This is a genomic window from Phytohabitans rumicis (genome assembly GCF_011764445.1).
In the GTDB taxonomy this organism is placed as follows: domain Bacteria; phylum Actinomycetota; class Actinomycetes; order Mycobacteriales; family Micromonosporaceae; genus Phytohabitans; species Phytohabitans rumicis.
Map to the genome: position 1 here is coordinate 4,502,589 of NZ_BLPG01000001.1, position 24,814 is coordinate 4,527,402.

General features: G+C 70.9%; 21 protein-coding genes and 1 pseudogene. 10 read left to right on the forward strand and 12 right to left on the reverse strand.

Translation table 11 applies throughout. The annotated features are described in order from the left end of the window. Positions 1-47: 47 nt before the first annotated feature. The gene (locus tag Prum_RS20135; protein ID WP_246277990.1) at positions 48-3,215 is read right to left on the reverse strand and encodes a UvrD-helicase domain-containing protein; all 3,168 of its coding nucleotides are present in this window, start codon (positions 3,213-3,215) and stop codon (positions 48-50) included. A gap of 157 nt (positions 3,216-3,372) precedes the next feature. On the opposite strand from Prum_RS20135, the gene Prum_RS20140 reads away from it, so the two are divergent. Together Prum_RS20140 and Prum_RS20145 are read left to right on the forward strand one after the other, a co-directional pair. Beyond that, positions 3,373-4,050: a DUF433 domain-containing protein gene (locus Prum_RS20140; RefSeq protein ID WP_173077924.1), complete on the forward strand. Its 678-nt coding sequence runs from the start codon at positions 3,373-3,375 to the stop codon at positions 4,048-4,050. After that, positions 4,047-4,493, forward strand: a complete 447-nt coding sequence (locus tag Prum_RS20145; RefSeq protein ID WP_173077925.1) for a PIN-like domain-containing protein — start codon at positions 4,047-4,049, stop codon at positions 4,491-4,493. The genes Prum_RS20140 and Prum_RS20145 overlap by 4 nt, the downstream gene beginning before the upstream one ends. Before the next feature lie 9 nt (positions 4,494-4,502). On the opposite strand, the gene Prum_RS20150 is transcribed toward Prum_RS20145, so the two are convergent. The 4 genes and pseudogenes from Prum_RS20150 to Prum_RS20165 form a co-directional block, all read right to left on the reverse strand. Then, entirely contained in the window at positions 4,503-5,708 is a 1,206-nt protein-coding gene (locus Prum_RS20150; RefSeq protein ID WP_173083926.1) for a metallophosphoesterase, read from the reverse strand. Between the two features lie 33 nt (positions 5,709-5,741). Then, complete coding sequence (locus Prum_RS20155) at positions 5,742-5,984, reverse strand: MoaD/ThiS family protein (protein ID WP_173077926.1); 243 nt, start codon at positions 5,982-5,984, stop codon at positions 5,742-5,744. A gap of 1 nt (position 5,985) precedes the next feature. Beyond that, entirely contained in the window at positions 5,986-7,002 is a 1,017-nt protein-coding gene (gene moaA / locus Prum_RS20160; protein ID WP_246277991.1) for a GTP 3',8-cyclase MoaA, read from the reverse strand. 17 nt (positions 7,003-7,019) lie between these two features. After that, positions 7,020-7,906, reverse strand: a pseudogene (locus Prum_RS20165) (fructosamine kinase family protein). Between the two features lie 279 nt (positions 7,907-8,185). Between Prum_RS20165 and Prum_RS51700 the strand changes: the two are divergent. Beyond that, the gene (locus Prum_RS51700; RefSeq protein WP_246278593.1) at positions 8,186-8,500 is read left to right on the forward strand and encodes a GNAT family N-acetyltransferase; all 315 of its coding nucleotides are present in this window, start codon (positions 8,186-8,188) and stop codon (positions 8,498-8,500) included. Between the two features lie 59 nt (positions 8,501-8,559). Continuing rightward, a complete protein-coding gene (locus Prum_RS20175; protein ID WP_173077928.1) occupies positions 8,560-9,588 on the forward strand; it encodes a DUF4192 domain-containing protein in 1,029 nt (342 codons plus the stop codon). On the opposite strand, the gene fdhD is transcribed toward Prum_RS20175, so the two are convergent. After that, on the reverse strand, positions 9,578-10,420 hold the full coding sequence (gene fdhD / locus Prum_RS20180; protein WP_173077929.1) for a formate dehydrogenase accessory sulfurtransferase FdhD: 843 nt from the start codon (positions 10,418-10,420) through the stop codon (positions 9,578-9,580). The two genes, Prum_RS20175 and fdhD, sit on opposite strands and share 11 nt — an antisense overlap. A 122-nt stretch (positions 10,421-10,542) precedes the next feature. Here fdhD and Prum_RS20185 point away from each other — a divergent pair, with 122 nt between their 5' ends. From Prum_RS20185 to Prum_RS20200, 4 genes are all read left to right on the forward strand, one after another. Continuing rightward, the gene (locus tag Prum_RS20185) at positions 10,543-12,222 is read left to right on the forward strand and encodes a DUF4394 domain-containing protein (protein WP_173077930.1); all 1,680 of its coding nucleotides are present in this window, start codon (positions 10,543-10,545) and stop codon (positions 12,220-12,222) included. Between the two features lie 209 nt (positions 12,223-12,431). Beyond that, entirely contained in the window at positions 12,432-12,860 is a 429-nt protein-coding gene (locus tag Prum_RS20190; RefSeq protein ID WP_218577298.1) for a hypothetical protein, read from the forward strand. 341 nt (positions 12,861-13,201) lie between these two features. Further along, positions 13,202-13,798, forward strand: a complete 597-nt coding sequence (gene mobA, locus Prum_RS20195) for a molybdenum cofactor guanylyltransferase (RefSeq protein ID WP_173077931.1) — start codon at positions 13,202-13,204, stop codon at positions 13,796-13,798. Next, positions 13,795-14,016, forward strand: coding sequence for a DUF6457 domain-containing protein (locus Prum_RS20200; RefSeq protein WP_173077932.1), 222 nt, complete (start codon positions 13,795-13,797; stop codon positions 14,014-14,016). Before mobA ends, Prum_RS20200 begins: the two co-directional genes overlap by 4 nt. Before the next feature lie 18 nt (positions 14,017-14,034). On the opposite strand, the gene Prum_RS20205 is transcribed toward Prum_RS20200, so the two are convergent. Next, positions 14,035-15,612 (reverse strand): MSCRAMM family protein, encoded by a 1,578-nt coding sequence (locus Prum_RS20205; protein WP_173077933.1) that lies wholly within the window; start codon positions 15,610-15,612, stop codon positions 14,035-14,037. Between the two features lie 197 nt (positions 15,613-15,809). Then, the gene (locus Prum_RS20210) at positions 15,810-18,077 is read right to left on the reverse strand and encodes an FdhF/YdeP family oxidoreductase (protein WP_173077934.1); all 2,268 of its coding nucleotides are present in this window, start codon (positions 18,075-18,077) and stop codon (positions 15,810-15,812) included. Positions 18,078-18,138: 61 nt separating this feature from the next. Between Prum_RS20210 and Prum_RS20215 the strand changes: the two genes are divergently transcribed. Next, the gene (locus Prum_RS20215; protein ID WP_173077935.1) at positions 18,139-19,203 is read left to right on the forward strand and encodes a T3SS (YopN, CesT) and YbjN peptide-binding chaperone 1; all 1,065 of its coding nucleotides are present in this window, start codon (positions 18,139-18,141) and stop codon (positions 19,201-19,203) included. Positions 19,204-19,301: 98 nt separating this feature from the next. Here Prum_RS20215 and Prum_RS20220 read toward each other — a convergent pair whose 3' ends face one another. Further along, the gene (locus Prum_RS20220; RefSeq protein WP_173077936.1) at positions 19,302-21,239 is read right to left on the reverse strand and encodes a beta-propeller domain-containing protein; all 1,938 of its coding nucleotides are present in this window, start codon (positions 21,237-21,239) and stop codon (positions 19,302-19,304) included. 101 nt (positions 21,240-21,340) lie between these two features. After that, positions 21,341-21,811: an Lrp/AsnC family transcriptional regulator gene (locus Prum_RS20225; RefSeq protein WP_173077937.1), complete on the reverse strand. Its 471-nt coding sequence runs from the start codon at positions 21,809-21,811 to the stop codon at positions 21,341-21,343. Positions 21,812-21,853: 42 nt separating this feature from the next. On the opposite strand from Prum_RS20225, the gene ddaH reads away from it, so the two are divergent. Further along, the gene (gene ddaH, locus Prum_RS20230) at positions 21,854-22,702 is read left to right on the forward strand and encodes a dimethylargininase (RefSeq protein ID WP_345535441.1); all 849 of its coding nucleotides are present in this window, start codon (positions 21,854-21,856) and stop codon (positions 22,700-22,702) included. On the opposite strand, the gene Prum_RS20235 is transcribed toward ddaH, so the two are convergent. Further along, positions 22,699-23,892 carry an ABC transporter substrate-binding protein gene (locus Prum_RS20235; RefSeq protein ID WP_173077938.1) on the reverse strand — a complete coding sequence of 398 codons (1,194 nt, stop codon included), beginning with the start codon at positions 23,890-23,892 and terminating at the stop codon, positions 22,699-22,701. The two genes, ddaH and Prum_RS20235, sit on opposite strands and share 4 nt — an antisense overlap. Positions 23,893-23,981: 89 nt before the next feature. After that, complete coding sequence (locus Prum_RS20240; protein WP_173083930.1) at positions 23,982-24,737, reverse strand: alpha/beta hydrolase family protein; 756 nt, start codon at positions 24,735-24,737, stop codon at positions 23,982-23,984. Positions 24,738-24,814 lie beyond the last annotated feature (77 nt).

The following is a 24,814-nucleotide window of genomic DNA, read 5'->3' on the forward strand; positions in this document are numbered from 1 at the left end:
CGCCGCCTGGACCTCGCCTCGCACCCACAAGATCCACCAGACACGCCCTACAACAGCCGAAGCTGGCGGTCCTTCGGCTTGCGCGGGCCGGCGTCGCCGAGCCGCTCGAAGAGGCCGGCGTCGATCGCGTCCAGGAACTGTGTCGGCCGGCAGTCACGCTCCGTGCCGAATCGGGTACGGCGTGCCGCGTGGCTCACGTACAGGCGATCCTGGGCCCGGGTGAGGCCGACGAAGAAGAGCCGGCGCTCCTCGGCGAGCTCGTCGTCCGTGGCCGGCTTGCCCGGGAACCGCAGCGGGAGCAGCCCGTCCTCGCAGCCGACCAGGAAGACGACCGGAAACTCCAGGCCCTTGGCGGCGTGCAGGGTGAGCAGGGTGACCGCCTCGGCCCGCGGGTCGAGCGCGTCGACCTCGGCCCCGGTCGCCAGTTGGGAGAGGAAGAGCGGCAGGTCGTCGCCGCACCGCTGGGCGAGCGGGGTCAGTACCTCCACGGCGGCCCACACGTCTTCGGGGGTGACGGTCGGGGCCGCGTCCAGCGTCGGCGCGGTGAACCGCTGCGCCAGCACCTGGCCGGCCAGGCGTACCCGAGCGGCCAGTGAACCGCCCAGCCCGTCGGCGTGCCGCAGCTCCCGGGCGATCGCGCCGACGCCCGGGCGGTCGCGGAGCCGGTTGTGCGACCGCTTCTGCACCGGGATGCCCGCGCGGGAAAGCGCGTCGACGATCGCGGCGGCCTGTGCGTCGGTGCGGTAGAGCACCGCGACGTCGGAGAACGACACGGTCGAGGACCGCCCGTCGATCCGCCCCGAGTCGAGGGAGCGGTGGGACACGCCGCCGACCAGATCGTCGACCGTACGCCGGACGAAGTCGGCCTCGTCGGCGGCGGACCCCGCGGCGTACAGGCCGACCAGGGCCGCCTCCGGGTCGAGCCGGGCCGGGTCGAGGCGCCGGCCCCGCACCAGCGTCGACGGCGCGATCGCCTGCACCGCGGTCGCCACGATCGGCGCGGCGGAGCGGTAGTTGCGGGTCAGCCGGACCAGCCGGGCGTCGGTGAAGTCCTGCGAGAAGCGCATGAAGTACGTCACGTCCGCGCCGCGGAACGAGTAGATCGCCTGGTCCGGGTCGCCGATCGCGCACAGGTTGCCGTCCGGCGGGCTGAGCAGGCGCAGCAACTCGTACTGGACGGCGTCCACGTCCTGGTACTCGTCCACGAAGATCCACCGCCACCGGTCCCGGTAGCGCTCGACCAGCTCGGGGTCGTCGCGCAGCAGCGCCACCGGCAGCTCGACGAGCTCGTCGAGGTCGACGAGGTTCTGCTGGCGCAGCAGCTTGACGTACGCGTCCCGGTCCTCGCCGGCCTCGGTCTTGGCCTCCGCGCGCTGGGCGTCGTCGGCGATCCCGAAGCCGTCCGCCAGGCCGGCGGCCGCCGCGTGGTCGCGCAGGATCGACAGGCCGAGCGAGTGGAACGTGGCGACCGTGACGTCCTCGGCGACGGGCCCGAGGAGTCCGTCGAGCCGTTCGCGCAGCTCTTCGGCCGCCCGCCGGGTGAAGGTGATCGCCAGGCAGTGCTCGGGGTAGACGTTGAGCTCCGCGCACAGGTACGCGATCCGGTGCGTCAGCGTGCGCGTCTTGCCGGTGCCCGGACCGGCGACGATCAGCAGCGGGCCTCCTGGCGCCGACGCGGCCACCCGCTGCAGCGCGTCCAGCCGGTCCAGCAGGCCGGTGCCGACCTCCTCCATCCCGGACAGCATCGGCTCGAACGGCTCGTGCGGGGACGGCGGCGGGGGAATGGGCGGCGCCGCTTTCGCGGCGGGACGCCGGGCTTCGACCTTCTTCTTCGGCGCCGACTCCGCGGGGCGTCGCTGCGCCGGCACGGGTACGTCGAAAAGCGCGTCCGCCTGGTGACCGTGGCCCCCGCGGGGCAGCTCGCCGGGCTGGAAGACGGTAATGACGCCGTACTCCCCGTCGTACCCCGGAAGGCGCCGCACCTGACCGCGGCGAAGGCGCCCGACGGCCTCGGCGAGCAGTTCGCCGCCGGCCTGGCCGATGTCGGCCAGCGGCGTGCGGGTGAGGATCTCCAGCTCCGGGCCGAGCGCCGCGACCAGCGTGTTGACGTGGCCGTCGACGGTCTTGGACCGCGGCCCGACGCCGTGGATCTCGCCGACGATCTGCGGCAGCGACAGCAGATGGGTGACCTGCTTGGCGCCGGCGCGCGGCTCCTCGCGGTCGGCGAGGTCTTCCACCCGGCTGAGCACGCCCACGGTCAGCGGTTTTCCGCACTCGGGGCAGCGGCCGCCGGCGGCGCGGGTCTGGTCGGGCTGCCAGTTGACGCCGCAGGCGCGGTGGCCGTCGGCGTGATACTTGCCCTCCTCCGGGAAGAACTCGATGGTGCCGTGCAGCCCGTCGCCGGTGCGCAGCGCCTCGCGGATCGCGTAGTAGTCCAGCGGCGCGGTGAGCACGGTCGCCTCGCGCGCGAGGGCCGGCGGCGAGTGCGCGTCCGAGTTGGACACCAGCTGGTAGCGGTCCAGGCTGGACACCCGCCCGTTCATCTCCGGGTCGGAGGAGAGCCCGGTCTCCACGGCGAAGATGTGGTCGGCCAGGTCCGCGTAGCAGTCGGCGATCGCGTCGAAGCCCGACTTCGAGCCCAGCGCGGAGAACCAGGGCGTCCAGATGTGTGCCGGTACGAGGTATCCGTCCGGACTGGCCTCCAGCGTGATTTCCAGCAGGTCGCGCGAGTCGAGCCCGAGGATGGGCCGGCCGTCCGCGCCGAGGTTGCCGATCCGGCCCAGCGCGGTGTTGAAGCGGGCCACCGCGTCGAGGTCCGGCAGGTAGATGAGATGGTGCACCTTGCGGGTACGGTCGTCGCGCTTGTAGATCGTGGAGATCTCCACGCTGAGCATGAACCGGACCGGGTTGGCCTCGGCGGCGCTGGCCAGCCGGGGCGGAAGCTTGCGGGCGATGTCGCGCTCGTCCTCGGGGCTGAGCCGGTAGAGGCCCGGCTCGGCGGGGTGCAGCGTCTCGCGCAGGTGGTCGTACCAGGCGGGGTGGGTGAAGTCGCCGGTGCCCAGTACGCTCACGCCCTTGCGCCGGGCCCACCAGGCGAGGTTGGGCATGTTCAGGTCACGGCTGCAGGCGCGGGAGTACTTGGAGTGGATGTGCAGATCCGCGACGTACGGTTCGCCGGTCGAGCTGCCCTGAGGTGCAACGCTGAACGGAGGCACGCCGCATAGTGCCATGCCCACCTTGGTTCAGGTGCGGCGCCACGCGCGAGCGTGAGATGCACGATGCCAACCCGCCCGACACTTTCGGCTGTTCAGCCGACCAGCACCAGCGCCTTAATGCCCCGCGCCACCGTCAGCGTGGTGCGACACTTGCGGCGTGGTGAGCGTGTTGGACCGGGAGATGTACTCCGAGGCGGAGGCAGCCAGGCTGCTCGGCGTCCCGCAGTCGACGCTGCACTACTGGCTCGAAGGCGGCGAACGTCGAGGGCGGAGGTACCGACCGGTGATCCGGCCGGAGCCGCGCAGGACACGCATCGTCACCTGGGCAGAGTTCGTAGAGGCGGGGTGGCTGCTGCAGTATCGCAACCGCAATGTCCCGATGGTCGAACTGCGGGCCTTCATCGACCAGTTGCGGGATCAGTTCGGCGTTCCGTATCCCCTGGCGGACCGGCGCCCACTGGTTTCTGGCCGCCAACTCGTGTTCGACGCGCAGAGCGCCGTCCAGCTCGGTGCCGAATTCTGCCTGGTATCGGTGGTCAACGGCCAACTCTTGCTCACGCCGCCGGGCCAGGCGTTCGTGGAGCGGATCGAGTGGGACGGTGACATAGCGATCCGGTATCGGCCCGACCCCAACCCGGATTCTCCCGTGCGCATCGAGCCGGACGTGCGCTTTGGCCGGCCGGCGATCAAGGGGATCAGCACCGAGGCGATCTGGGAGCAGGCCGAGGTCGGTGAGGAAACCGACCAGATCGCGCAGGTGTACGGGCTAGACGTAGCGGACGTGCGCTGGGCGCTCGCATATGAGAACGCCAAGAGCGCAAAGCGCGCGGCGTGAGCCGGGTCAAGCCCGCAGAGGTCCGCATCTACGTCGACGCCGACATCCTCGGCGTGGGCCACGTGTTGGCGGGCCTGCGCTCTGACATCACCTACCCGGGCGACACCGGCGCGGTCATACACAAACGCAGACGTCCATCCTGTTCGGTTACTACACCAGCGACGCCCGACCCGATATGGATTCCGGAGGCCACCCGCCAAGGCTGGCTTATCATCACGCGTGATCGACACATCCAGGACCATCGGCAGGAGATCGCGGCTGTTCGCCAGCATGGCGCCCGGATGGTCGCGCTCTCCGGCGTGGAGGCCCGGAGCACGTTCGACCAACTCGAGGTCCTCATGTGCCAGTGGCGGTCGATCGAGCAGCTTCTGCTCAAACCAGGTCCGTTCATCTACACCGCCACGAGAACGACGCTCCGACCGGTGGATCTCGACGACCTCTAGCCGCTGCGGTTAGGTCGCGGCGCGGAGCTCCACCAGGGTGACCTGTGGGGGTGCGCCCACGCGTACCGGCGGTCCCCAGAAGCCGGCGCCGTTGGTGACGTACACCTTCGTGCCGTCCACCGTGCCCAGTCCGGACAGGACCGGCTGTTCGAGCGCGACGAGCAGGCTGAACGGGACCATCTGGCCGCCGTGCGTGTGCCCGGACAGTTGGAGGTCGACGCCGTGCTTGGCGGCATCGTGCGCCTGCACCGGCTGGTGTGCCAGCAGCACGACCGGCCGGCTGGTGTCCCGCCCGTCGAAGGTCTTGGCGAAGTCCGGCCCGTCGTCGTAATCCTCGCCGACGACGTCGTTGACCCCGGCGAGGTCGAGGCCGTCGATCTCCAGGCGCTCGTTGCGCAGCGGCCGCAGGCCAAGCCGGGCCACCTCGTCGACCCACTCGGCGTAGCCCGAGAAGTATTCATGGTTGCCGGTCACGAAGTAGCTGCCCCGCTTGGCCCGCAGGTCGCGCAGCGGGGCGGCGGCCACGCCAAGCTCTTCGACCGAGCCGTCAACCAGGTCGCCGACCACGGCCACGATGTCGGCGTCCATCCCGTTGATCATGTTGACGATCCGCTCGGTGTGGCTGCGCCCGCGCAGCGGACCGAGGTGGATGTCGGACACCAGCGCGATGCGCAGGCCGTCCATCGTGCGCGGCAGCTTGGCCAGCGGGATGGTGACCCGGTCGAGCTGCGGCGCCCCGAGCGCGCTGCGTATCCCGTACCCGGAGACCCCCACCGCGGTGAGCCCCGCGAAGATCGCCGCCCCGCGCGCCAGCAGCAGCCGCCGGTCGAGATCGGCTCCCCGCGTACCCGGTTGATCAGGGAGCTGCTCTGGCGTGTCGTGGTGCGCCGCGGGAGGAGCTCCCTGATCAACGCCTACGCCTACGCCGACCAGCGCGGAGGTGTGGGTGGGGTTACGCCGCCGCAGCCACAGCTTGGCCACCAGCATCGGCAGCTCGAGCAGCACCAGCATGACGATCAGGTAGAACATGACGGCCAGCCACATGTAGCCGGGCCACGCCAGCCACCACTGTCCCATCCGGGTGCCGACGAGCGTGACCGGCAGCAGTACGGCCAGCGCGATCGCGGCGACGGTGCCGGCCCGGCGCCAGCGGCCCTTCCGGGTGGTGTCGCGTACCAGCCGCTTCCACAGGTACAGGTGGATGAGCGCGATCATGCCGAAGGCGAACAGGATGAACCCGAGCAAGTTTTACCCTCCGGCGAACGGTGGCAGTACGTCGATGGTCACTCCGCCGGGCAGGGCCTGCTGGCGGTCGTGGCAGGCAACCCCGTCGACCAGGTAGCTGGCCGCCTTGAGCACCGTACCCAGCCGATCCCCGTGCGCGGCCGTGAGGTGAGCCGCCAGGTCTTCGAGCGACAGCCCGCTCGGCGCGGTCTCCTCGGGCACGCCCGCCGCGGCGCGCGCCCCCGCGAAGTACCGCACAGTGATCACCTCAGCCGCCGATCGCGCTCATGGGGCGGGCGGGCTGGAGGAAGGCGGGGTTGTCGATGCCGTGGCCGGCGCGCTTGGTCCACATCGCGGCCCGCCAGCGTCGGGCGATCTCCTCGTCGTCGGCGCCGCCGCGCAGGGCGCCCCGCAGGTCGGACTCCTCGGTGGCGAACAGGCACGCGCGTACCTGGCCGTCGGCGGTCAGCCGGGTGCGGTCGCAGTCACCGCAGAACGGGCGGGTCACGCTGCCGATCACGCCGACCTTCGCGGGCTCGCCGTCCGGCGCGGTCCAGCCGGCCACCAGCCACGTCTCGGCCGGCGCTCCGCCGCGCTCGGCCGGGTCGGCCTGCAGCGTGAACTCGGCCTGCAGCGACGCCAGGATCTCCGCCGCGGTGATCATTTTGGTGCGGTCCCAGGCGTGCTGGGCGTCCAGCGGCATCTGCTCGATGAAGCGCAGCTCGTATCCGGCCGCCAGGGCGAAGCGCAGCAGCGCGGGCGCCTCGTCGTCGTTGACGCCCCGCATGAGCACAGAGTTGATCTTTACGGGGTGCAGTCCGGTGGCTCCCGCGGCGACCAGCCCGGCCAGTACGTCGGGCAGGCGCCGCCGGTGCGTCAGCCGCTCGAACCGGTCGGCGTCGAGCGTGTCCAGCGAGACGTTCACCCGGTCCAGCCCGGCCGCGCGCAGCGAGCGGGCTAGCTTGTCCAGGCCGATCCCGTTGGTGGTCAGGGAGAGCTGCGGCCGCGGCGCCAGCTCGGCGGAGGCCGCGACGATCTTCGTCAGGCCGGGCCGGATCAGCGGCTCACCCCCGGTGAACCGCACCTCCCGCACCCCGAGCCGCTCGACCGCGATCCGGACCAGCCGGATGATCTCGTCGTCGGTCAGCACGTCGGAGTTGGGCAGCCAGGGCAGGCCCTCGGGCGGCATGCAGTACGAACAGCGCAGGTTGCACCGGTCGGTGAGCGAGACCCGCAGGTCGGTCGCCACCCGCCCGTACCGGTCAACGAGCCCCGCGGAGGTCACCACTTGACGTTACCCCGTCACGCCCGCAACGCGGCACCGGCCGTTGTGCGGACCGCGTCCCGGTAGGCACCGCCGAACAGTGCCGTGTGCACGAGCATCAGGTGCAACTGGTGCAGCGGCACGCGCTCGCGCCAGCCGTCGGACAGCGGCCACTCCTCGCGGTAGGCGGCCAGCAACCGGTCTCCGTGCGGCACCCCGCCGAAGAGCGCCAGCTGGGCCAGGTCCGTCTCCCGGTGGCCACCGTGCGCCGCCGGATCCACCAGCCACGCCCGCCCGTCCGCTCCCCACAGCACGTTGCCGGGCCACAGGTCGCCGTGGATCCGGGCGGGCGGCTCGCTTCCGCCGTACCCCTCGATCCGGGAGATGACGTGCTCGACCAGCGCGACGTCGTCCGCGGAGAGTGCGCCGCTGTCGGCGGACATCCGCAGGTAAGGCCGGAGGCGGCGCTCGGCGAACCAGCCCGGCCAGGGGCCGGGCGACGGCGTGTTGTCAGCGGGCAGCGCGCCGATGAAGCCCCGCCACTGCGCCCCGAACGCCTCCGCGCCGGCCCGGTGCAGCGCCGCGAGGTCGCGGCCCAGGCGCTCGGCGGCGGCGGGGGAGGCCGCGCCCGGTTCGACCCATTCGAGCGCGAGCAGGTCGGGCAGCGCGGCGATCACCTCCGGCACCGGCACGGCGTCCGCCGCGCGCAGCCACCGCAGGCCAGCGGCCTCCGCAGCGAAAAATTCAGCTGGTACGCCGTCCGCCTCCCCACCCCAAGCTTTGGCGAAGAGGGACGTGCCGTCGTCCAGGGTGAGGCGGGAGGCCGTGCAGATGCTCCCCCGGGGACCGGTGTCTCGCGGATCCGTTGATGGGTCAGGAAGGCAGTGAGGTGCTGGGGGTGCGCCCGGAGGTACGCGAGGTCCATACCGACCACTCTTACCAAGTGGGTGTCACAGCCGGCGGAACAGGGGTAAGTATGACGTCATGGCGGTGACGATCCGGTCGTACCGGCCGGGCGACCATAGCGCCGGGCGGCGACTCTGGGTCGAGCTGGCCGAGCGGCACCGGGCGCTCTACGAGGACCCGGGCTACGGCGGCGCGGACCCGGGTGCGGCATTCGAGGACTATCTGACCAGGCTGGACCTGTCCGGCATGTGGGTGGCCGACCACGGGAGGACGGGTGGTGGGCCTGGTCGGCCTGATCATGAAGGGTCGGGCGGGCGAGATCGAGCCGGTGGTCGTCACCGAGGCTCGGCGCGGGCAGGGGATCGGCCGGGCGCTGCTGGAGCACGTGGCCGCCGAGGCGCGGCGGCGCGGGCTCACGTACCTGACCATCTCCCCGAGTCACGCAACGTGGACGCGATCCGGAGCCTGCACGCGGCGGGCTACGACGTGCTGTCCGCCGTGCAGCTCACGCTCGATCTGGGCCGGCGCGAGCACGAGTGGCGGGACGGCATTGACATGCACGAGCTTCGATTTAAGTCCTAGCAGGGCAAATACGCACGGTAGCTGTGGATAACTTGGCGTGTTATCCACAGGGGGTACCAGGCGGTGTGGACGACCACGAGGCTCCTCCGCATGACGCCGAAGCTCTCCCTCCGCTCTCCCGCCGAGCTGATCTCCGCAGTCCCGTACCTGCTCGGCTTCCACCCCAGCGACAGCGTGGTCGTGGTCGGACTGCGGGCGAAACAGCTCGTCTTCGCCGCGCGCGGCGACCTGGACAGCCCGCCCGGCTCGGTGGAGTACATGACCTCGGTCATCATGCGGCAGGGCGTCGACTCGGCGGCGGTCATCGGATTCGGCGCCGCCGAGCGGGTGCACAATCCGATCATCGCGCTCAGCGCCGCGCTGGAGAACCATCGGGTCGACGTCGTCGAGGCGCTGCGGGTGGCCGACGGCCGCTACTGGTCGTACATGTGCGAAAACCAGGACTGCTGCTCCCCGGACGGCATGCCGTACGACCCGGCGGCCAGCGAGATCGCCGCCGCGGCCACGATGGCGGGCCAGGTCGCGCTGCCCGACCGCGCGGCGCTCGTCCGCCAGGTCGCGCCGATCGGCGGCCTCACCAGGGAGTCGATGCGCCAGGCGACCGACCGCGCCGCCGTACGCCTCGCCGACCTGCTCACCACCGCAACCCCCGGTGACGTGCTGGGCAGCCGTGCGCTGCGCCGGGCCGGCGAGGCGGCCGTACGGGAGGCGATGCAGCGCCACCGCGAGGGCGGCCGGCTCACCGATGACGAGGTGGCCTGGCTGACGGTGCTGCTGGTGCACCTGCCGGTCCGCGACTTCGCGTGGGAGCGGCTCGGGCCCGGCGACTGGCACGTCGAGCTGTGGATCGACGTGTTGCGCCGGGCCGAGTTCGAGCTGGTGCCGGCGCCGGCGTGCCTGCTCGCGTTCGCCGCCTGGCGGTCCGGTCAGGGCGCGCTGGCCCACGCCGCGGTCGAGCGGGCCCGGCGCGCCGACCCGACGTACTCGATGGCGCAGCTGCTCGACGAGGTGCTCGGGCGCGGCGTCCCGCCGTCCATAATGGACGATTTCCCGTTGTCGCGGCGGTCGCGGCCGGGAGCGCGAAAGCCGCGCCGCCGCCCACGCCGCGCTAAGGCTTGACCCGATGGCTGGCCGTGTAGATGTTCATCGTGGCGCCGCGGAGAAAGCCGACCAGCGTCATGCCCGCCTCGTCCGCCAGGTCTGCCGCCAGCGTGCTGGGCGCGGAGACCGCCGCGAGCAGGGGCAGGCCGGCCATCCACGCCTTCTGGGTCAGCTCGAAGCTGGCCCGCCCGGAGACCAGGAGCACGTGGCCGCGCAGGGGCAGGCGCTGCTCGCGGGCCGCCCAGCCGATCAGCTTGTCGACCGCGTTGTGCCGCCCCACGTCCTCGCGGAGCGCCACCAGCTCGCCCTGCGGGGTGAAGAGCCCGGCCGCGTGCAGCCCGCCGGTGCGCTCGAAGACCCGCTGGGCGGTGCGCAGCCGGTCCGGGAGCGCGGCGAGCACGTCCGCGCCGACCGCCACGGGGTCGCCGGCCACGTCGTACGGCGACCGGGTGCGCACCGCGTCGATGCTGGCCTTGCCGCAGACGCCGCAGGAGCTGGTGGTGTAGAAGTTGCGGGTCGGATCCGTCTCCGGCGGCGGCACGTGCCCCGCCAGCACCACGTCCACCACGTTGTACGTGTTGGGACTGTCCGCGCCGGCGCAGAGCTGGGCGGTCACCACGTCGTCGGCCGCCCGGATCACGCCCTCGGTGAGCAGGAAGCCGATCGCCAGGTCCAGGTCGTCGCCGGGCGTGCGCATGGTCACGGCCAGCGGGCGCCGCCGCCCCGGTCCGGCCGGGCCGACCCGGATCTCCAGCGGTTCCTCGGCGGCGAGGGTGTCCCGCCGCTCGACGGCCCGATGCCCGCCCGCGTCGATCCGCAGCACCTTACGCCGATCCGTCGCGCGTCCCATGTCGCCCATCTTCTCTCCCCAATTCGTGCCACTCCCACATCGGCGCCCAATCAGGCACGAAGGTCCCTCCGAAGCCCTCGTAGAAGCCGGCCGTCCGGCCGGGGCACTGAGGGAGGAACCTGATGGGTTCGAGGAAAGGAACGGTCAAGCGGGTATCGCTGACCGCGACCGCACTGACCGCGGGGCTCGCCGGAGCGGCCATCGTCGCGGTCGCGACCGGGATGGTCTCGATCGGCACGTGGGTCCCGGGCAACGACGAGCCGGCGACCGAGCTGGCCGGGGCGAGGAGCAAGGCGGGCGACGGCTACGGCGACCGCGGTGACCTCTTCGTCGCCACCCAGGACAACCGCCTCTACCGGTTCGACAAGCTGGGCGCCGGCAAGCAGGAGCTCAACGTGGCCATCACCGGCCTGGCGTCTGGCGAGAAGCTGGTCGGCATCGACACCCGGCCCGCCAACGGCCAGCTGTACGCCGTCGGCAGCACCAGCCGCCTGTACGTCATCGACCCGATCAGCGGCATGGCCAGCCCGGTCGGCACCCCGTTCGCCACCGCGCTGTCCGGCAAGCGGTTCGGCGTCGACTTCAACCCCACCGTCGACCGGCTGCGCATCATCAGCGACACCGGCCAAAACCTGCGCATCGACCCGACGACCGGTGCGGTGGCGGGCGTCGACACGGCCCTGAACCGCCAGGGCGTGACGGCCGCCGGCTACACGAACAGCGTGGCCGGGGCGACCTCGACCGCCCTGTACGACATCGACAGCAAGAAGGACAGCCTGGTGTTGCAGGGCTCCAAGCCCGGCGTCACCCCGGTCGTCTCGCCGAACACCGGCCAGCTCTTCCCGGTCGGCCGGCTCGGCGTCGACGTCGTGGGCCTGGACGGGTTCGACATCGTGGGCGCCGCGAAGAGCGCGATGTTCAACGAGTCGGACTACACCGCGCTGGCCGCGGTCCGGATCAAGGGCAGCGACGACACCCGGCTGGTCCGGATCGACCTGCGCAGCGGCAAGGCGACCTCGAAGGCGAAGCTGCCCAAGAACGTCGTCGGCATCACCGCCTCGGCCGGCGCCCCGCAGACCGTGTACGCCACGACGGCCAAGAACGACCTGGTCAGCTTCGACCGGGACAGCCTGAAGATCCGTTCGCAGCAGCCGATCACCGGGCTGGCGTCCGGCGAGAAGGTGCTGGGCATCGACGTGCGGCCGGCCAACGGCCAGCTCTACGTGCTCGGCAGCACCAACCAGATCTACACGGTCAACCCGCTGACCGCGGCCGCCACCAAGGTGGGCACCCCGTTCAGCCCGGCCGTATACGGCAACGGCGTCGGCTTCGACGTCAACCCCGCCGTCGACCGGCTGCGCGTGGTCACCTCCACCGGGCAGAACCTCCGCCTCGTCCCCGACACCGCCGCCGTGGCCGGCGTGGACAAGGCCCTCGCGTACGCCGCCGACGACCGCAACGCCAAGTCCAAGCCCAAGGTGGCGCACGCCGCGTACACCAACAACCGGGTGGGCACGGCCAGCACGACCCTGTACGACGTCGACACCAACCTCGACGTGCTCGCCGTGCAGAACCCGCCGAACGACGGCACCCTGCGTACCACCGGCAAGCTGAAGCTGAACGTGGACAGCGCGGGCGGCTTCGACATCGCGGCCGACGGTGACGCCATCGCGGCGTTCTCCCGCTCGGGCGGCAGCCGGATCTACTGGGTGGACCTGAACTCCGGCCAGGCGAAGCTCATCGGCAAGTTGGGCCGTGGCAGCGTCCTCACCAGCCTCACCGTCGCTCCCCGCGGCGTCTAACGCCTCACTTCCCGCACAGACCGCCCCGGCCCTCTTATGAGAGCCGGGGCGGGTTACGTGCCGGCCCGTTGGCGCTACGGCGCCACCGTGTTTGCGGGACCACACCTCGTCGTACGCGCGGCATACCCTGCCCAAGTCAAAACCCCGGCGGCTTGCCGAAGCAGAGGCGACCGGGGTCTTCGCCGACAAGGTTACCAGGGAGCGGTCCGGTGACACCCGCCGAACTGACCACGCTCGAACAACGACTGTCTGCCGAACGCCTCGCCCCGTACCGGATCGCCGTCGGCGGCGACGTGCACCAGGCGGTCAAACTCTACGAGTGGAACGCCGACGCGTCGGCCGCCTTCTGGGCCACGCTCGGCCATGTCGAGATCCTGCTCCGAAACGCAATGCATGATCAGCTCACATTGTGGTCCATCAGCGACCACAATGAGCCCCTCTGGTACCTGGACCCGGGCCAGCTCCTCACCGTCGAAGCACGCCAGGACATCGCGAACGCGCGGAGACGCGCTACCCGGACCGGTCAGTCCGAGACGCCGGGCCGCGTGGTCGCCGAGCTGACGCTGGGGTTCTGGCGATTCCTTCTCGCCGGGCGATCTACAACCGCCCGCTCATGGACCTGCACGAGTCCGCACTGAGTGTCGCGGACTGGATCTGCCCGACGAGCCGCGCATGGATCGAGGGCCGATGCCCAGTGCGCCAGGTGTTGACCACGCGGCCCAGCGCCCTCGCGATCTAAGGCGATAGGAGGTGGCGCTGCCAGTCGTGGTCGCCGGACGCGGGGTGGGTGAAGGTGGACATGGCGACCTCCCTCGGCACGCCGAGTGTCTACTGTGGACAGACGGATTGCACTCCGATCCCTTGGCAGGGGAGGGAGTGGGAGCCTGGGTTTGGCTGCAAGGCAAACCCTTGAGCTACCGATGACGGTACGGTGTGTTACGGGTGCGCACCACTGAGTTTCCGGCGTTACGGTGAAGCCATGGATAACGTCGCGGCGATCGTGCTGGCGGGCGGTGCGGGGCGCAGGCTGGGCGGCGTCGACAAGCCCGCGCTGTTCGTCGGCCGCCGGAGCATGCTCGACCGGGTGCTCGCCGCGTCCACCATCGCGACCCAGCGCATCGTGGTCGGGTCGGTCGGGGAGGTGCCTCCCGACGTCCTGACCACGGTCGAGGATCCGCCCGGTGGGGGCCCGGTCGCGGCCACCGCCGCCGGCCTCGCGCTCGTCGAGCCGTGGGTGGACTTCGTGGCGGTCCTCGCCGCCGACCTTCCGTTCATGAGCCGGATGGCGCTCGGACTCCTCCAGCTCGACGTCGAGTTCTCCGGAAAAGACGGCGCGGTGTTCGTCGACGGGGACGGCCGCCGGCAGTTGCTGTGTGGCATGTGGCGGGTGTTCCTGCTGCGCGAGGCGATCAAACGCCTCGCCGAGCGTCGCGGCGAGCTTGCCGGCGCCTCCATGCGGGAGCTCGTGGACGGGATGACGGTCCAGGAGTCGCGTTGGAAGGACCGCGGGCCGCCGCCGTGGTTCGATTGCGACACCGAGGAAGATTTGCGGCGAGCGAAGAAGTGGGCGCGATGACGCTGGACGAGTGGACCGTGGCGGCCTGCGCCGAGCTGGGCCTGGACGAGGGCGATGCGGCCACCACGCTCGTCCTCGATCTCGCCCGCGACGTGGCGCACAACGTGGTGCGCCCGGCCGCCCCGGTGACGGCGTACCTGTTGGGGCTCGCGGTGGGCCGCGGCGCCGACGCTGCCGACGCCGCGGCCCGTCTCACCGCCCTGTCCAGTCGATCCTGACGATCGACGGTCGAAGGGCTACGGGTCGATCACCACGGTGCAGGTGTACGTGCCCGGGATGAGATCTTGGAAGGTCTCACTGGTGTCGTCGAAGGCGCTCGGCGTGCCATCGGGTGGCGTGGCGGTCAGGCCGGTGCACGCGATCGTGGCGGCGGTACCGCCCGGCACCTGCGACTCGAACGACACTGTGATCTTGGAGAGCGGTGTGTTCGTGAACGTCACCGTCTCGCCGGCGTACGGGGTGTCCGCACAGCTGGCGCTGTTGTTCACCGTGACGTTCTTGTCCGCCTCGCCCTGGTAGTTGGCCGGGGTGGTCTCGTGCACGGTGTAGCTGCCGAAGAGCAGGTTGTCGAAGCATGCCTGCCCGTTCGCGTCGGTTGCCTTGGTGACACCGTTGACGGTGAAGTCGACGCCCGCGTGCGGGTGGTCGCCGGCGCCGTCCGCGACGTGCTTGCGCAGCTTGGTGACCAGGATGGCGCCGCGCTGGCGCGGGTCGACGAACGTGAGCTCGACGGTGGAGTCCGCGGTCACCGTTACGTGCTGGTCAGCCGCGCCCTCATGGCCGGGCGGGACCACGGTCTCGACCACCCAGTATTCGCCCTGCAGGACCGCGGTGATCGTGCAGCTGCCGGTGGGCAGCGTGGTCGTGCAGGACTTGCCCGCGACGAGGGTGTCCTCGGCGCCGCGGCTGCCGCCGACCGGCGCGTTGTCCGCGTACAGCTGGAACGTGGCGCCGGCCAGCTTGGTGCCGGCGTCGTCGACCTTCAGGATCTTGACGGAGCCGCAGTTGCTGATGTTGACCGGCACCGGTGGCACGAAGTCCTTCAGCGCCGCGGTGAACGAGTCGGACGAGCGGCTCTTGAGGTACGCCGCGCCGAATCCGGCGCACACGTTCGGGTTGGGGAACAGCGCCGACAGCTTGACCTGCGCCTCACCGAACGTGCGTGCGCTCTGTCCGCCCAGCCCGTCGCTGTCGGCTGCCGGAATGTTCGAGGTGTTGATCGAGCCGGTGGCCAGGTTCGAGGCGGTCAGGTCGGTCGCCGGTCCCCACGCGCTGCCGGTCCAGCGGCGGATGAACAGCTGCGGGTTGGTGCCGCCCTGCGACAGGTCGTAGATGATGAGCAGGTCGCCAGCGGTCCGCACGGGGGTCACCCCGTTCGACGAGAGCGTGCTGCTCTGGTTGAACTCGAAGTCCATGTTGGTGGTGCCCTGCGGGTCCTGCACCCGGGACCAGAACAGGTTCAGGAACCCGGTCGCGGTGGTGCCCTCCTGGTACACGCCGAAGAACTTCAGGTCGCTCTTGTTGGGCGGAATGCTGCCATCGACCACCGACGGCACTGCGGTGTCCTCTTTGGACCCTTGACCGAACGACTCGTCGGTGGGGCCGCTGGCCGTGTCCTGCTTGCGGGTCTCAGCGACGCTCGCCCAGTCGATCGACGGCGCGGGGTCGTCGACCTTGAGGTTCGCGTCGGTGTCGATCTCAAAGTTGCTGCCGGGCAGGCTCACCTCCGGGTGACTCGCCGCAGCCATCGTGGGCGCGAGGACCATTGCTCCGCCCACCACCGCGACCAGCGCGGCGCGACTCCATCGGTACATGACCGATCCCCCAAAACTCCCTGAGGAGTGCAGGGGCTGCGCCGGCTGGTTCACCGTTAAGCCCGCCGCCCCGAGGACGCAGCCGATACACCAATCGGCGCAAACGCTAGGCCGGGCGGTTGTTCACTTTCTGTTAACGGAAAGTAACTGTACGTTCGGCGTCCGAAATAGGCTGAATCGGCAGGCGAATGTGCAGGTCAGGCCGGTTCGAGGCGGATAATGATCTGCTTGGAGGTCGGGGTGTTGGAGCCGGTCGCGGTGGAGTCCAGCGGGACGAGAACGTTGGCCTCGGGGAAGTACGTGGCGGCGCAGCCGCGCGCCGACGGGTAGGCGACCACGCGGAACCGCGGCGCCCGCCGCTCGACCTCGTCGGACCACTCCGAGACCAGGTCGACCATCGTGCCGTCGGCGATGCCCAGGGCCTTGAGGTCGTCCGGGTTGACGAAGACCACCCGGCGACCCGCGTGGATGCCCCGGTAACGGTCGTCCATCCCGTAGATCGTGGTGTTGTACTGGTCGTGGCTGCGCACGGTCTGCAGCAGCAGCCGGCCCTCGGGCACCTCGATCAGCGACAGCGCCCCCGCGGTGAAGTGGGCCTTGCCGGACGGGGTCGGAAACTCCAGCCGGTCGCGCGGCGGGTGCGGCAGCGTGAAACCGCCCGGACGGGCCACCCGGGCCTCGAAGTCATCGAAACCGGGCACGGTCGCCGCGATCACGTCGCGGATCGCCCGGTAGTCCGCCTCGTACTCGGCCCAGGGGATCGGCGAATCGGGCGCCAGCGCACGGGCCAGCCGGGACACGATCGACACCTCGGACAGCAGCGTCTCGGCGGCCGGGGCCAGGCGGCCGCGCGAGGAGTGCACGGCGGACATCGAGTCCTCGACGGTGACGAACTGCTCGCCGGAGAGCTGCCGGTCGCGCTCGGTGCGCCCGAGGCAGGGCAGGATCAGCGAGGTCTCGCCGGGGACCACGTGCGAGCGGTTGAGCTTCGTGGACACGTGCACCGTCAGCGCGCAGGACCGCAGCGCCGCCTCGGTCACCGCCGTGTCCGGGGTGGCGGCCGCGAAGTTGCCGCCGAGCGCCATGAAGACGCGTACCCGTCCGTCGCGCATCGCCCGGAGGGCAGCGACCGTGTCGTACCCAGTGGTCGTCGGCATGGCGACGCCGAGCAGGTCGCCGACGGCGGCCGACCAGCGCGGCGGCTCGTGCCAGATGCCCATGGTGCGGTCGCCCTGGACGTTGGAGTGGCCGCGGACCGGGCACAGGCCGGCGCCGGGCCGGCCGATCATGCCGCGCAGCAGTTGCACGTTGACGAGCTCGCGGATGGTGGCGACCGCCTCGCGCTGCTGGGTCAGGCCCATCGCCCAGCACACGATCGTCGCGTCGGAGGCGGCGAACATCTTGGCCGCCGCCACGATCTCTTCGCGCGCCAGGCCGGTCGCCGCCGCCACGCCGGCCCAGTCGAGGGTACGGAGTACGGCCCGGTAGCCGTCGAAACCGCTCGTGTAGCGGTCCACAAAGGACCGGTCGACCTCGCCCCACTCGACGAGCAGCGAGGCGATGGCGCGGAAGAGCGCCTGGTCGCCGCCGACCCGGATGTGCAGGAAGCGGTCGGCCAGCGGCGTGCCCTTGCCGACCAGGCCACGCGGCTTCTGCGGGTTGCGGAAATTGATCAGTCCGGCCTCGGGCAGCGGGTTGATCGCCAGGATCTTGGCGCCGCGGCGCTTGGCCTCCTCCAGGGCGGAGAGCATGCGCGGATGGTTGGTGCCGGGGTTCTGGCCCACCACGACGATCAGCGCGGCCCGGTGGATGTCCTCCAGGGTGACCGAGCCCTTGCCGACCCCGATGGCGCCGGTCAGCGCGACACCGGACGACTCGTGGCACATGTTGGAGCAGTCCGGCAGGTTGTTGGTGCCGTGCGCGCGGGCCAGCAGTTGGTAGAGGAACGCGGCCTCGTTGGACGTACGGCCGGAGGTGTAGAAGACCGACTCCGCCGGCTCGGCCTCGCGCAGGTGCCGGGCGGTCAGCGCGAACGCGTCGTCCCACGAGATCGGGGTGTAGTGGTCGGCGCCGGGGGCGCGGACCATCGGCGAGGTGAGCCGGCCCTGCTGCCCGAGCCAGTGGTCGGACTGCTCGGCCAGAGCGGAGATCGGGTGCTCGGCGAAGAACTCCGGCGTGATCCGGCGCAGGGTGGCTTCCTCGGCGACCGCCTTGGCGCCGTTCTCGCAGAACTCGGTGTGCGAGCGCGCGCCGGGGGCCGGCTCGGGCCAGGCGCAGCCCGGACAGTCGAAGCCGTTCGCCTGGTTGATCCGCAAGAGGGTGAGGGCGGTACGGCGTACCCCCATCTGCGCGAAGCTCGCGCCCAGCGCGTGGGTGACCCCCGGCAGCCCGGCCGCGGACCGCTCCGGGGGCTCGATCCGCAGGTCGCGGTCGCCGATGTCGTCTTTTGGCGGCTTCCTTGCCATGCTCGCACGATAGCGCGGTGCGGTCGCTCGATAGGGTGTGGCTGACCGTACGGAGGCGATCATGAACAACGAGGCCATCGAGCCCACCGAGCAGCCGCAAGATTCGATCCTGCTCGATGAGCCGTCAACGGCTGACCTGCGCGCCAAGGTGACCGAGGCGTGGCGGGAGTTCGCCGCGGCGCTGGCCGCCGTCCTCCCGACCCTGCCGCCCGGCGCGATGCTGGAACTGACCCTGGATCCGACCGCGTCGGGCACCGGCGACGCGATCTACTCGGTGACCATCGGGGTCGCCGAGGAGGGGCGGATCAACGCGCTGGCCGTCGGCAACGCCGGGCTACCGCCGGGCTTCCGGATGGACCGCGCGGCGGTCGCGGACCTGGTCGCGCTCGGCTGGTCGCCGCCCGGGGTCGTGGAGGGTTCCGGGGACTCCTTCGGCCTGCGCGCGCCGGTGTCCGGCGCGACCCGCCTCGCCGCCACGATCTCCAGGACGCTCCGCGACGTGTACGGGGCGCCGCACCCCGCGTTCCTGGTCTATCTGGTGCACGACGCCGACGACGCGCCGCTGTCGGTGCCCCCGCTCGGCACCGCCCGGCCCGAGGGCGCGATCGACGAGGCCGACATCGACCTGGCAGCGAGCGTGCGCGAGAGCGGGCTCGGCGACGTGATCGACCTGGACGAGCAGGTGCGGATGGTGGTCGGCGCGCTGATGAAGAGCGCGCCGGACCAGCTTCAGGTCGACTCGGACGGCGACATCGGCATCCGGGCCGGCTCCGCGATGGTGTTCGTCCGGGTACGCGACAACCCGCCCCTGGTGGACGTCTTCTCGCCGGTGCTGACCGAGGTCGAGCCGACCGAGCAGCTGTACGTCAAGCTGTCCGAGCTGACCAACCGGATGCCGATCGGCCGGCTCTACTGCACCAACGACACGGTCTGGGCGTCGATCCCGGTCATGGGCCGCAACTTCCAGCCCACGCACCTGATGCTCGCGGTGCAGGTGATGACCGGCCTGGCCGACGAGCTGGACGACCGGCTGCACGGCGAGTTCGGCGGCAAGCGCTTCTTCGGCGAGGGCGACAAGCCGAGCAACCGCGACGCCGACGACCACCGCACCGGGATGTACCTGTAGCTCTCAGCAGGTGCGGCGCTTGCGGCGCCGCACCTGCCAAGCACGCGGCTCGTTCTTGCCGGTACACGGGACGAGCTGCGTGTCCCCGAGTGGGGCCATCAGTTGCTCCAGCGCAGCCAGGCTTGGGTGTCCATGGTGGACATCGTGGTGGCCTTGATGCCCGTGTCGGAGACGGTCCACAGCGTGTCGCCGACGACCAGGGAGCGCCGGATCATGCCCATGCCCGGCTCCTTGGGGGCGTGCGAGACGCTGCCCAGCTCGGTGAAGCCCGATTCGCCGACCCGCAGGACCAGTGCCCCGCTGTTGTCCGTCTTTTCGGTGTACACGGTCAGCGGCACGACGAGCAGCCGTTCCTGTGGCCAGTAGAGGAACGCGTGCGGGTCGTACTCGGCCTCGGAGTGGCCGTACTTGACGTGGTGCTGGGCCAGCCGGGCCGGACTGTCCAGGTTGGACACGTCGAAGAGGGAGACCTGGGTGCCCTGGGCGCGGCCCTCGTTGTTGGCTTCCTGGCCGATGCCGATGACCCGTCCGGGCTCGGTCGGGTGCAGGTACGCCGAGTAGCCCGTGATCTTCAGCTCGCCGGCCACCCGGGGCTTCGCCGGGTCGGAGAGGTCCACTGTGTACAGCGGGTCGGTCTGGCGGAAGGTCACCACGTACCCCGTCGTGCCGGCGAAGCGTACGGCGTAGATGCGCTCGCCCTTGCCGAGGCCGGTGACGCGTCCGGTCTCCTTCAGGGCGCCGTCGCCCACCCGCAGGACGTATACGGTCGAGACGGACTTCGGTGCGTCGCCCCACGTCTGGCCGGTGGTGGTCGCCACCCGCAGGTGACCGTCCCATTCGGACATCGCGTACTGGTTGACGAGCCAGCCGCGTACCGAGGCGGAGGCCACGTACGACGGCCGGCCGGGCTTGGACGTGTCGAACTGGTAGATCTCGGTGGTCTGGTCCTCCGGCTTCGGCTCGGCGTTCCTCTGCTGCAGCCACGGCAGTACGCGCCACCGCTGGTCGTTGGCGACGTACAGGTTGATGCCGTTGCTGTAGACGGTGTCGCCGTCGGCCACCACGCCCACCGGGTCGCCCTCGCCGAGGGCGTTGGCGCCGAGGTCGAAGCTGAGCACGGTGACCATCGAGGTGCCGGAGTACGTCGTCGGGCGGGAGAAGAGGTCGCAGCCGACCACGCCTTCGGTGGTCCTGCCGCCGGTCTTGATCGTGTAGTGCGGGAACCAGTCGTTGGTGCCGGCCTTGTCGATGATCTTCTTGTTGGCGGCGAGCCGCTGCGCGTCCGTGCCCTTCTCGCGGTACGGGAACTCCAGGCGTGGCGAGGAGCGGATGACGACGCGGGCGGTGGCGCCGACCTGCCGGGCGTCCACCAGGCTGCCGTCGATCGTGTACTCGCTGAGCACCTTCGGCGCGCCGGCCAGGTCGATGAGGATCAGGCGCGCGCTGGTGCTCTGCGGACCCTTGCTTCGTACGGTGTCCGCCGCATAGAGGAAGTAGTCGCGCACGAGGATCAGCGCGTGGTCGCCGCTGAGCAGGAGGCTGGAGTCGGCCCAGCGGGTGGGGTCGTTCGGGCCGGACGCCAGGTCGAGCTTGCCGGTGACCCTGCGGCTGGCCGGGTCGACCACGTGCAGCACGCCCTGGTTGATCGTGACTATGCGCCGGCCGTCGGTCTTGACCAGGTCCGGCTCGTCGACGCCGGCCTCGTGGGTGTTGGTGCCAGAGAAGCTCTGTGCCGTGTCGCGATCGGCCTTCGCCGTGTCCGCCGCCCCGCCCGTCGCGGCCCGCGCCCCGTCGGCCGACTCCGCGAAGAGGCGGTTGTCGCCGCCGAAGCCCCACGGCGTGACGTACTCCTTCGCCGCCTTCTTGAGCCGGCCGAGCGCGTCGTCGCACGAGTCGAAGGCGACCAGCCGGAACTGCTGCCCGACGGGCACGCCGGGGTCGCGGGGCGGGGCAGGCTCCGGCTTGGATGTACATCCGGAGAGCGCGACGAGAAGGGCGAGCGGTGCGCCCGCGGCCACCGCGAGTCTGGGTGTCATGCCGGCTTGGACGCGGCGGGCACGGCGACCGTTCCCCGCTCTTTTCTTTCCGTGATCAGGGCGTCCTTCAAGTCGTCATAGCGACTTGAAGGACGCCCTGATCACGGAAGAACGGGATCGGGGGCGGCGACCACGGTGGGGGAGTCGACCAGCCGGGACAGCACGATCACGCTGCGGGTGGAGGTGACGAACGGCTGGTTGCGCAGGCGTTCGAGGGCGTTCTCCAGGTGGGCGATGTCGGCCGCGCGGAGGTGGACCAGCGCGTCGGCCTCGCCGGAGACGGTGTACGCGCCGATCACTTCGGGGAGGCGCCGCACCGCGGCCCCGATCTGGGCCGGTGTGGTGCGCCCGGCGCAGAAGAGCTCCACGAACGCCTCGGTGGTCCAGCCGACCGCGGCCGGGTCGATGACGGCCGTGAATCCCCGGATCACGCCGGCCGAGCGCAGCCGGTCGACCCTGCGCTTGACCGCCGGCGCGGAGAGGGAGACACGGGCGCCGATCTCCGCGTACGAAGCGCGGGCGTCTGCCACCAATGACGCAATGATTCGCTGGTCTACGTCGTCGATCTGCAACGTTCCCCCTCTCCGACGCAACAATTTCGGCTGTCACCGATCATGCAGCGTACCTACTCTTTGTGCGTGACCCAGCACCGCATGCCGCGAAACCGGACATATCTCATGTGCCCACCGGAGTACTACGAGGTGGCGTACGCGATCAACCCGTGGATGGACACCGCCACGCCGGTCGACACCGAGCTTGCGCTCAAGCAGTGGGAGCGGCTTCGGGAGACGCTGACCGGGCTCGGCCACACCGTTCACGTGCTGACCCCCGAGGCGAACCTGCCCGACATGGTTTACGCGGCCAACGGCGCGTTCATGGTCGACGGCACGGCGTACGGCGCGCGCTTCAAGCATCCGCAGCGCACCGCCGAGGCGATCGCGCACCGGGCGTTCTACGAGTCCAACGGCTGGACGTACGTGGCGCCGGCGCAGACCAACGAGGGCGAGGGCGACTTCGCGTTCCTGCCCGACGCGTACGGCGGCCTGGTGCTGGCCGGGTACGGCTTCCGTACCGAGGTGGCGGCGCACGCCGAGGCGCAGGACGTGCTGGGCCGGCCGGTGGTCTCGCTGCGGCTGGTCGAACCGCGCTTCTACCACCTGGACACCGCGCTCGCCGCCCTCGACGACGGCGCGATCGCCTACTACCCGGCGGCCTTCTCCGAGCCGTCGCAGCGGGTGCTGCGCCAGCTCTTCCCGGACGCGGTAACCGCCGACGACGCCGACGCGCACGCCTTCGGGCTCAACCTGGTCAGCGACGGGCGGCATGTCGTCCTCAACAGCGAGGCCACCGGCATGGCGCAGAAGCTGGCGGACGCCGGTTACGTACCCGTGCTGGTCGAGCTGTCCGAGCTGAAGAAGGGCGGCGGCAGCGTGAAGTGCTGCGTGGCGGAGCTGCGCCCCTAACCCAGCGTCGCCAGCTCGCTCAGCAGCACGTTCGACAGCACCTGGCCGTCCTGCCGCACCTCGCGCAGGTACCACTTCTGCTGCGGCGTACGTGGCTGGTTGAACTGCCAGGTGCCGCGCGGGCTGTCGATCTGACCGACCCGGCCGAGCATCAGGTTGACCTGCTGCGGGGTGGGCCGGCCGCCGGCGAGCCGGATGGCCCGGTCGAGCACCTGCGCCGAGTCGTACGAGGCCATGGCGGACGCCGAGGGCGCGACGTCGTGCTCCCGGCGGTACGCCGTGGCGAAGAGCCGGTTGGCCGCGTTGTTGAGGTCCGACGAGTAGTTCATCGCGGTGAAGATGCCCTCGGCCTCGTCGCCCATCTCGGTCAGGACCGTGCCGTCGGTGAAGAACCCGGGCGCGTAGATCTTCGCGTCGAGGCCGCGCGCGCGGAACTGCTTCACGAACTCGACCGCGACCGGGCCGGAGTAGAACGCGTACACCGCGTCGGGCTTGAGCGTGTCCACCTGGGCCAGCGTCGCCTGGAAGAAGTTCTTGCTCGCGGTGGCCGACGGCTGGGTCCAGAGCGTCTCGGTCAGCCGGCTGTCGGTCGGGCCGAACGCCTGCCGGAACGTGTCCACCGCGTCCTGCCCGGTCTCGCTGTTCGGCGCGATGACGGTGAGCCGGTCGCCGGAGGGCATCACGCCGGTCAGGTAGCTGCCGAGCGCCTGGCTCGGGTCGCTGTCGACGAACGAGGCGGACCAGATGTAGAGCACGCCCTGCAGGCTGCTCGGTACGCCGTTCGACGCGATCAGCGGCACCTTGGCGCCTTCGATGGTGTCGCGCACGGCCCCCAGCGCCGTCGAGTTGGCCACGCCGGTGAGCGCCAGCACGCCCTGCTGCAGCAGCGAGTCGATGGCCGCCTTGGCGGACTTGTCGTCGCCGCCCTCGTCCGCGGTCACCAACTCGACCGGGTGCCCGCCGAGGCGGTTCTGGTTCAGCGCAAGGTAGAGCTGGAACCCGTTGACGATGTCGTCGCCGACCACCTTCAGCGACCCGGTCTGCGGGGCCACCAGGCCGATCTTCACGGGCTCGTCGCTGAGCTGCGGATCAGCGTCGGCGTCGTCGTCCGTGGCGCATGCGGCAGCGAACCCCGCCGCACCCAGGGCGGCGAAGAGCTTGAGCGCCTGCCGGCGATCTAATGGCGACACGGTCTTTCCTCCCACGGTTCCCTTGCAGGCCGGATCGCGACCCATCCGGCTGTCTACCCGGTTCGCGACGCTGCGTCAATATCAGGTGATCAGCGGTGCAGCGATTGCAATGCGCTCGTCACCACCGGCCAGGCTCCCGATTGCGGGTCGATAAGGGAAAAATGCTCCACGTCGGGCAGCTCAACCAGTGTGACGTCGGCTCCGGCGGCGCGGGCGACCGACGCGTACCGGCGGCTCAGCTCGACCGGAACCTGTCGATCGATCACACCGTGGATGATCACGCTCCGTGTACCTCGGGGAGTCCGCCCGGAGGGGTCGGCCTCCGCGTACCGGTCCGGCACCTCGCGCGGGCCGCCGCCGAGAAGCGCGGCCACCGCGCCACCATCCAGATCCAGCCGGTACGCCTCGGCGAGGTCGGCGACCGGGGCCAGCGCCACTACGCCGAGCACCGGCGCCGGACCCGCCATCGAGTACCACAGCGCCAACTGGCCGCCGGCCGAGTGGCCGAGCAGGATCGGCGGGGTTGAGTCGAGGCTCAGCAGCCGGGGCACGGTCGTGATCCCGGACACGATGTCGGCGAAGGTGCCCGGCCAGCCACCGCCCGGCTGCCCGGTCCGCCGGTACTCCAACTGGATCACCGGGTAGCCGCTCGCGGCCAGCTCGGCGGCGAGCGGGCCGGTGTGTGACCGATCCCACTCGGATCGCCAGAATCCGCCGTGCAGCACGATCACCACCGGTCGCGCCGGAGCGTCCGGGGTACGCGCCGGAAACCGTACGTCCGCGACCTGGTCGGGGTGGTCGCCGTAGCGAATGGTGGCGTCCGGTGGCGGCGCCGGGCGATTCAGGACACCACGGGGTCGGGGGACATGCGAGTGACGCTATCCCGCGTACCGGCGCGCGGGTGGCAGGGGTGCTGAGCGAA

Excerpts from the sequence above, each read along its gene's own strand:
- Prum_RS20150 (WP_173083926.1), bottom strand. The coding sequence starts at position 5,708 with ATGATCGCGCTCATCCACCTGTACCTGTGGAAGCGGCTGGTACGCGAC.
- Prum_RS51700 (WP_246278593.1), top strand. The coding sequence starts at position 8,186 with ATGAAGGGTCGGGCGGGCGAGATCGAGCCGGTGGTCGTCACCGAGGCT.
- Prum_RS20175 (WP_173077928.1), top strand. The coding sequence starts at position 8,560 with ATGACGCCGAAGCTCTCCCTCCGCTCTCCCGCCGAGCTGATCTCCGCA.
- fdhD (WP_173077929.1), bottom strand. The coding sequence starts at position 10,420 with ATGGGACGCGCGACGGATCGGCGTAAGGTGCTGCGGATCGACGCGGGC.
- Prum_RS20185 (WP_173077930.1), top strand. The coding sequence starts at position 10,543 with ATGGGTTCGAGGAAAGGAACGGTCAAGCGGGTATCGCTGACCGCGACC.
- mobA (WP_173077931.1), top strand. The coding sequence starts at position 13,202 with ATGGATAACGTCGCGGCGATCGTGCTGGCGGGCGGTGCGGGGCGCAGG.
- Prum_RS20200 (WP_173077932.1), top strand. The coding sequence starts at position 13,795 with ATGACGCTGGACGAGTGGACCGTGGCGGCCTGCGCCGAGCTGGGCCTG.
- Prum_RS20205 (WP_173077933.1), bottom strand. The coding sequence starts at position 15,612 with ATGTACCGATGGAGTCGCGCCGCGCTGGTCGCGGTGGTGGGCGGAGCA.
- Prum_RS20210 (WP_173077934.1), bottom strand. The coding sequence starts at position 18,077 with ATGGCAAGGAAGCCGCCAAAAGACGACATCGGCGACCGCGACCTGCGG.
- Prum_RS20215 (WP_173077935.1), top strand. The coding sequence starts at position 18,139 with ATGAACAACGAGGCCATCGAGCCCACCGAGCAGCCGCAAGATTCGATC.
- Prum_RS20220 (WP_173077936.1), bottom strand. The coding sequence starts at position 21,239 with ATGACACCCAGACTCGCGGTGGCCGCGGGCGCACCGCTCGCCCTTCTC.
- ddaH (WP_345535441.1), top strand. The coding sequence starts at position 21,854 with ATGCAGCGTACCTACTCTTTGTGCGTGACCCAGCACCGCATGCCGCGA.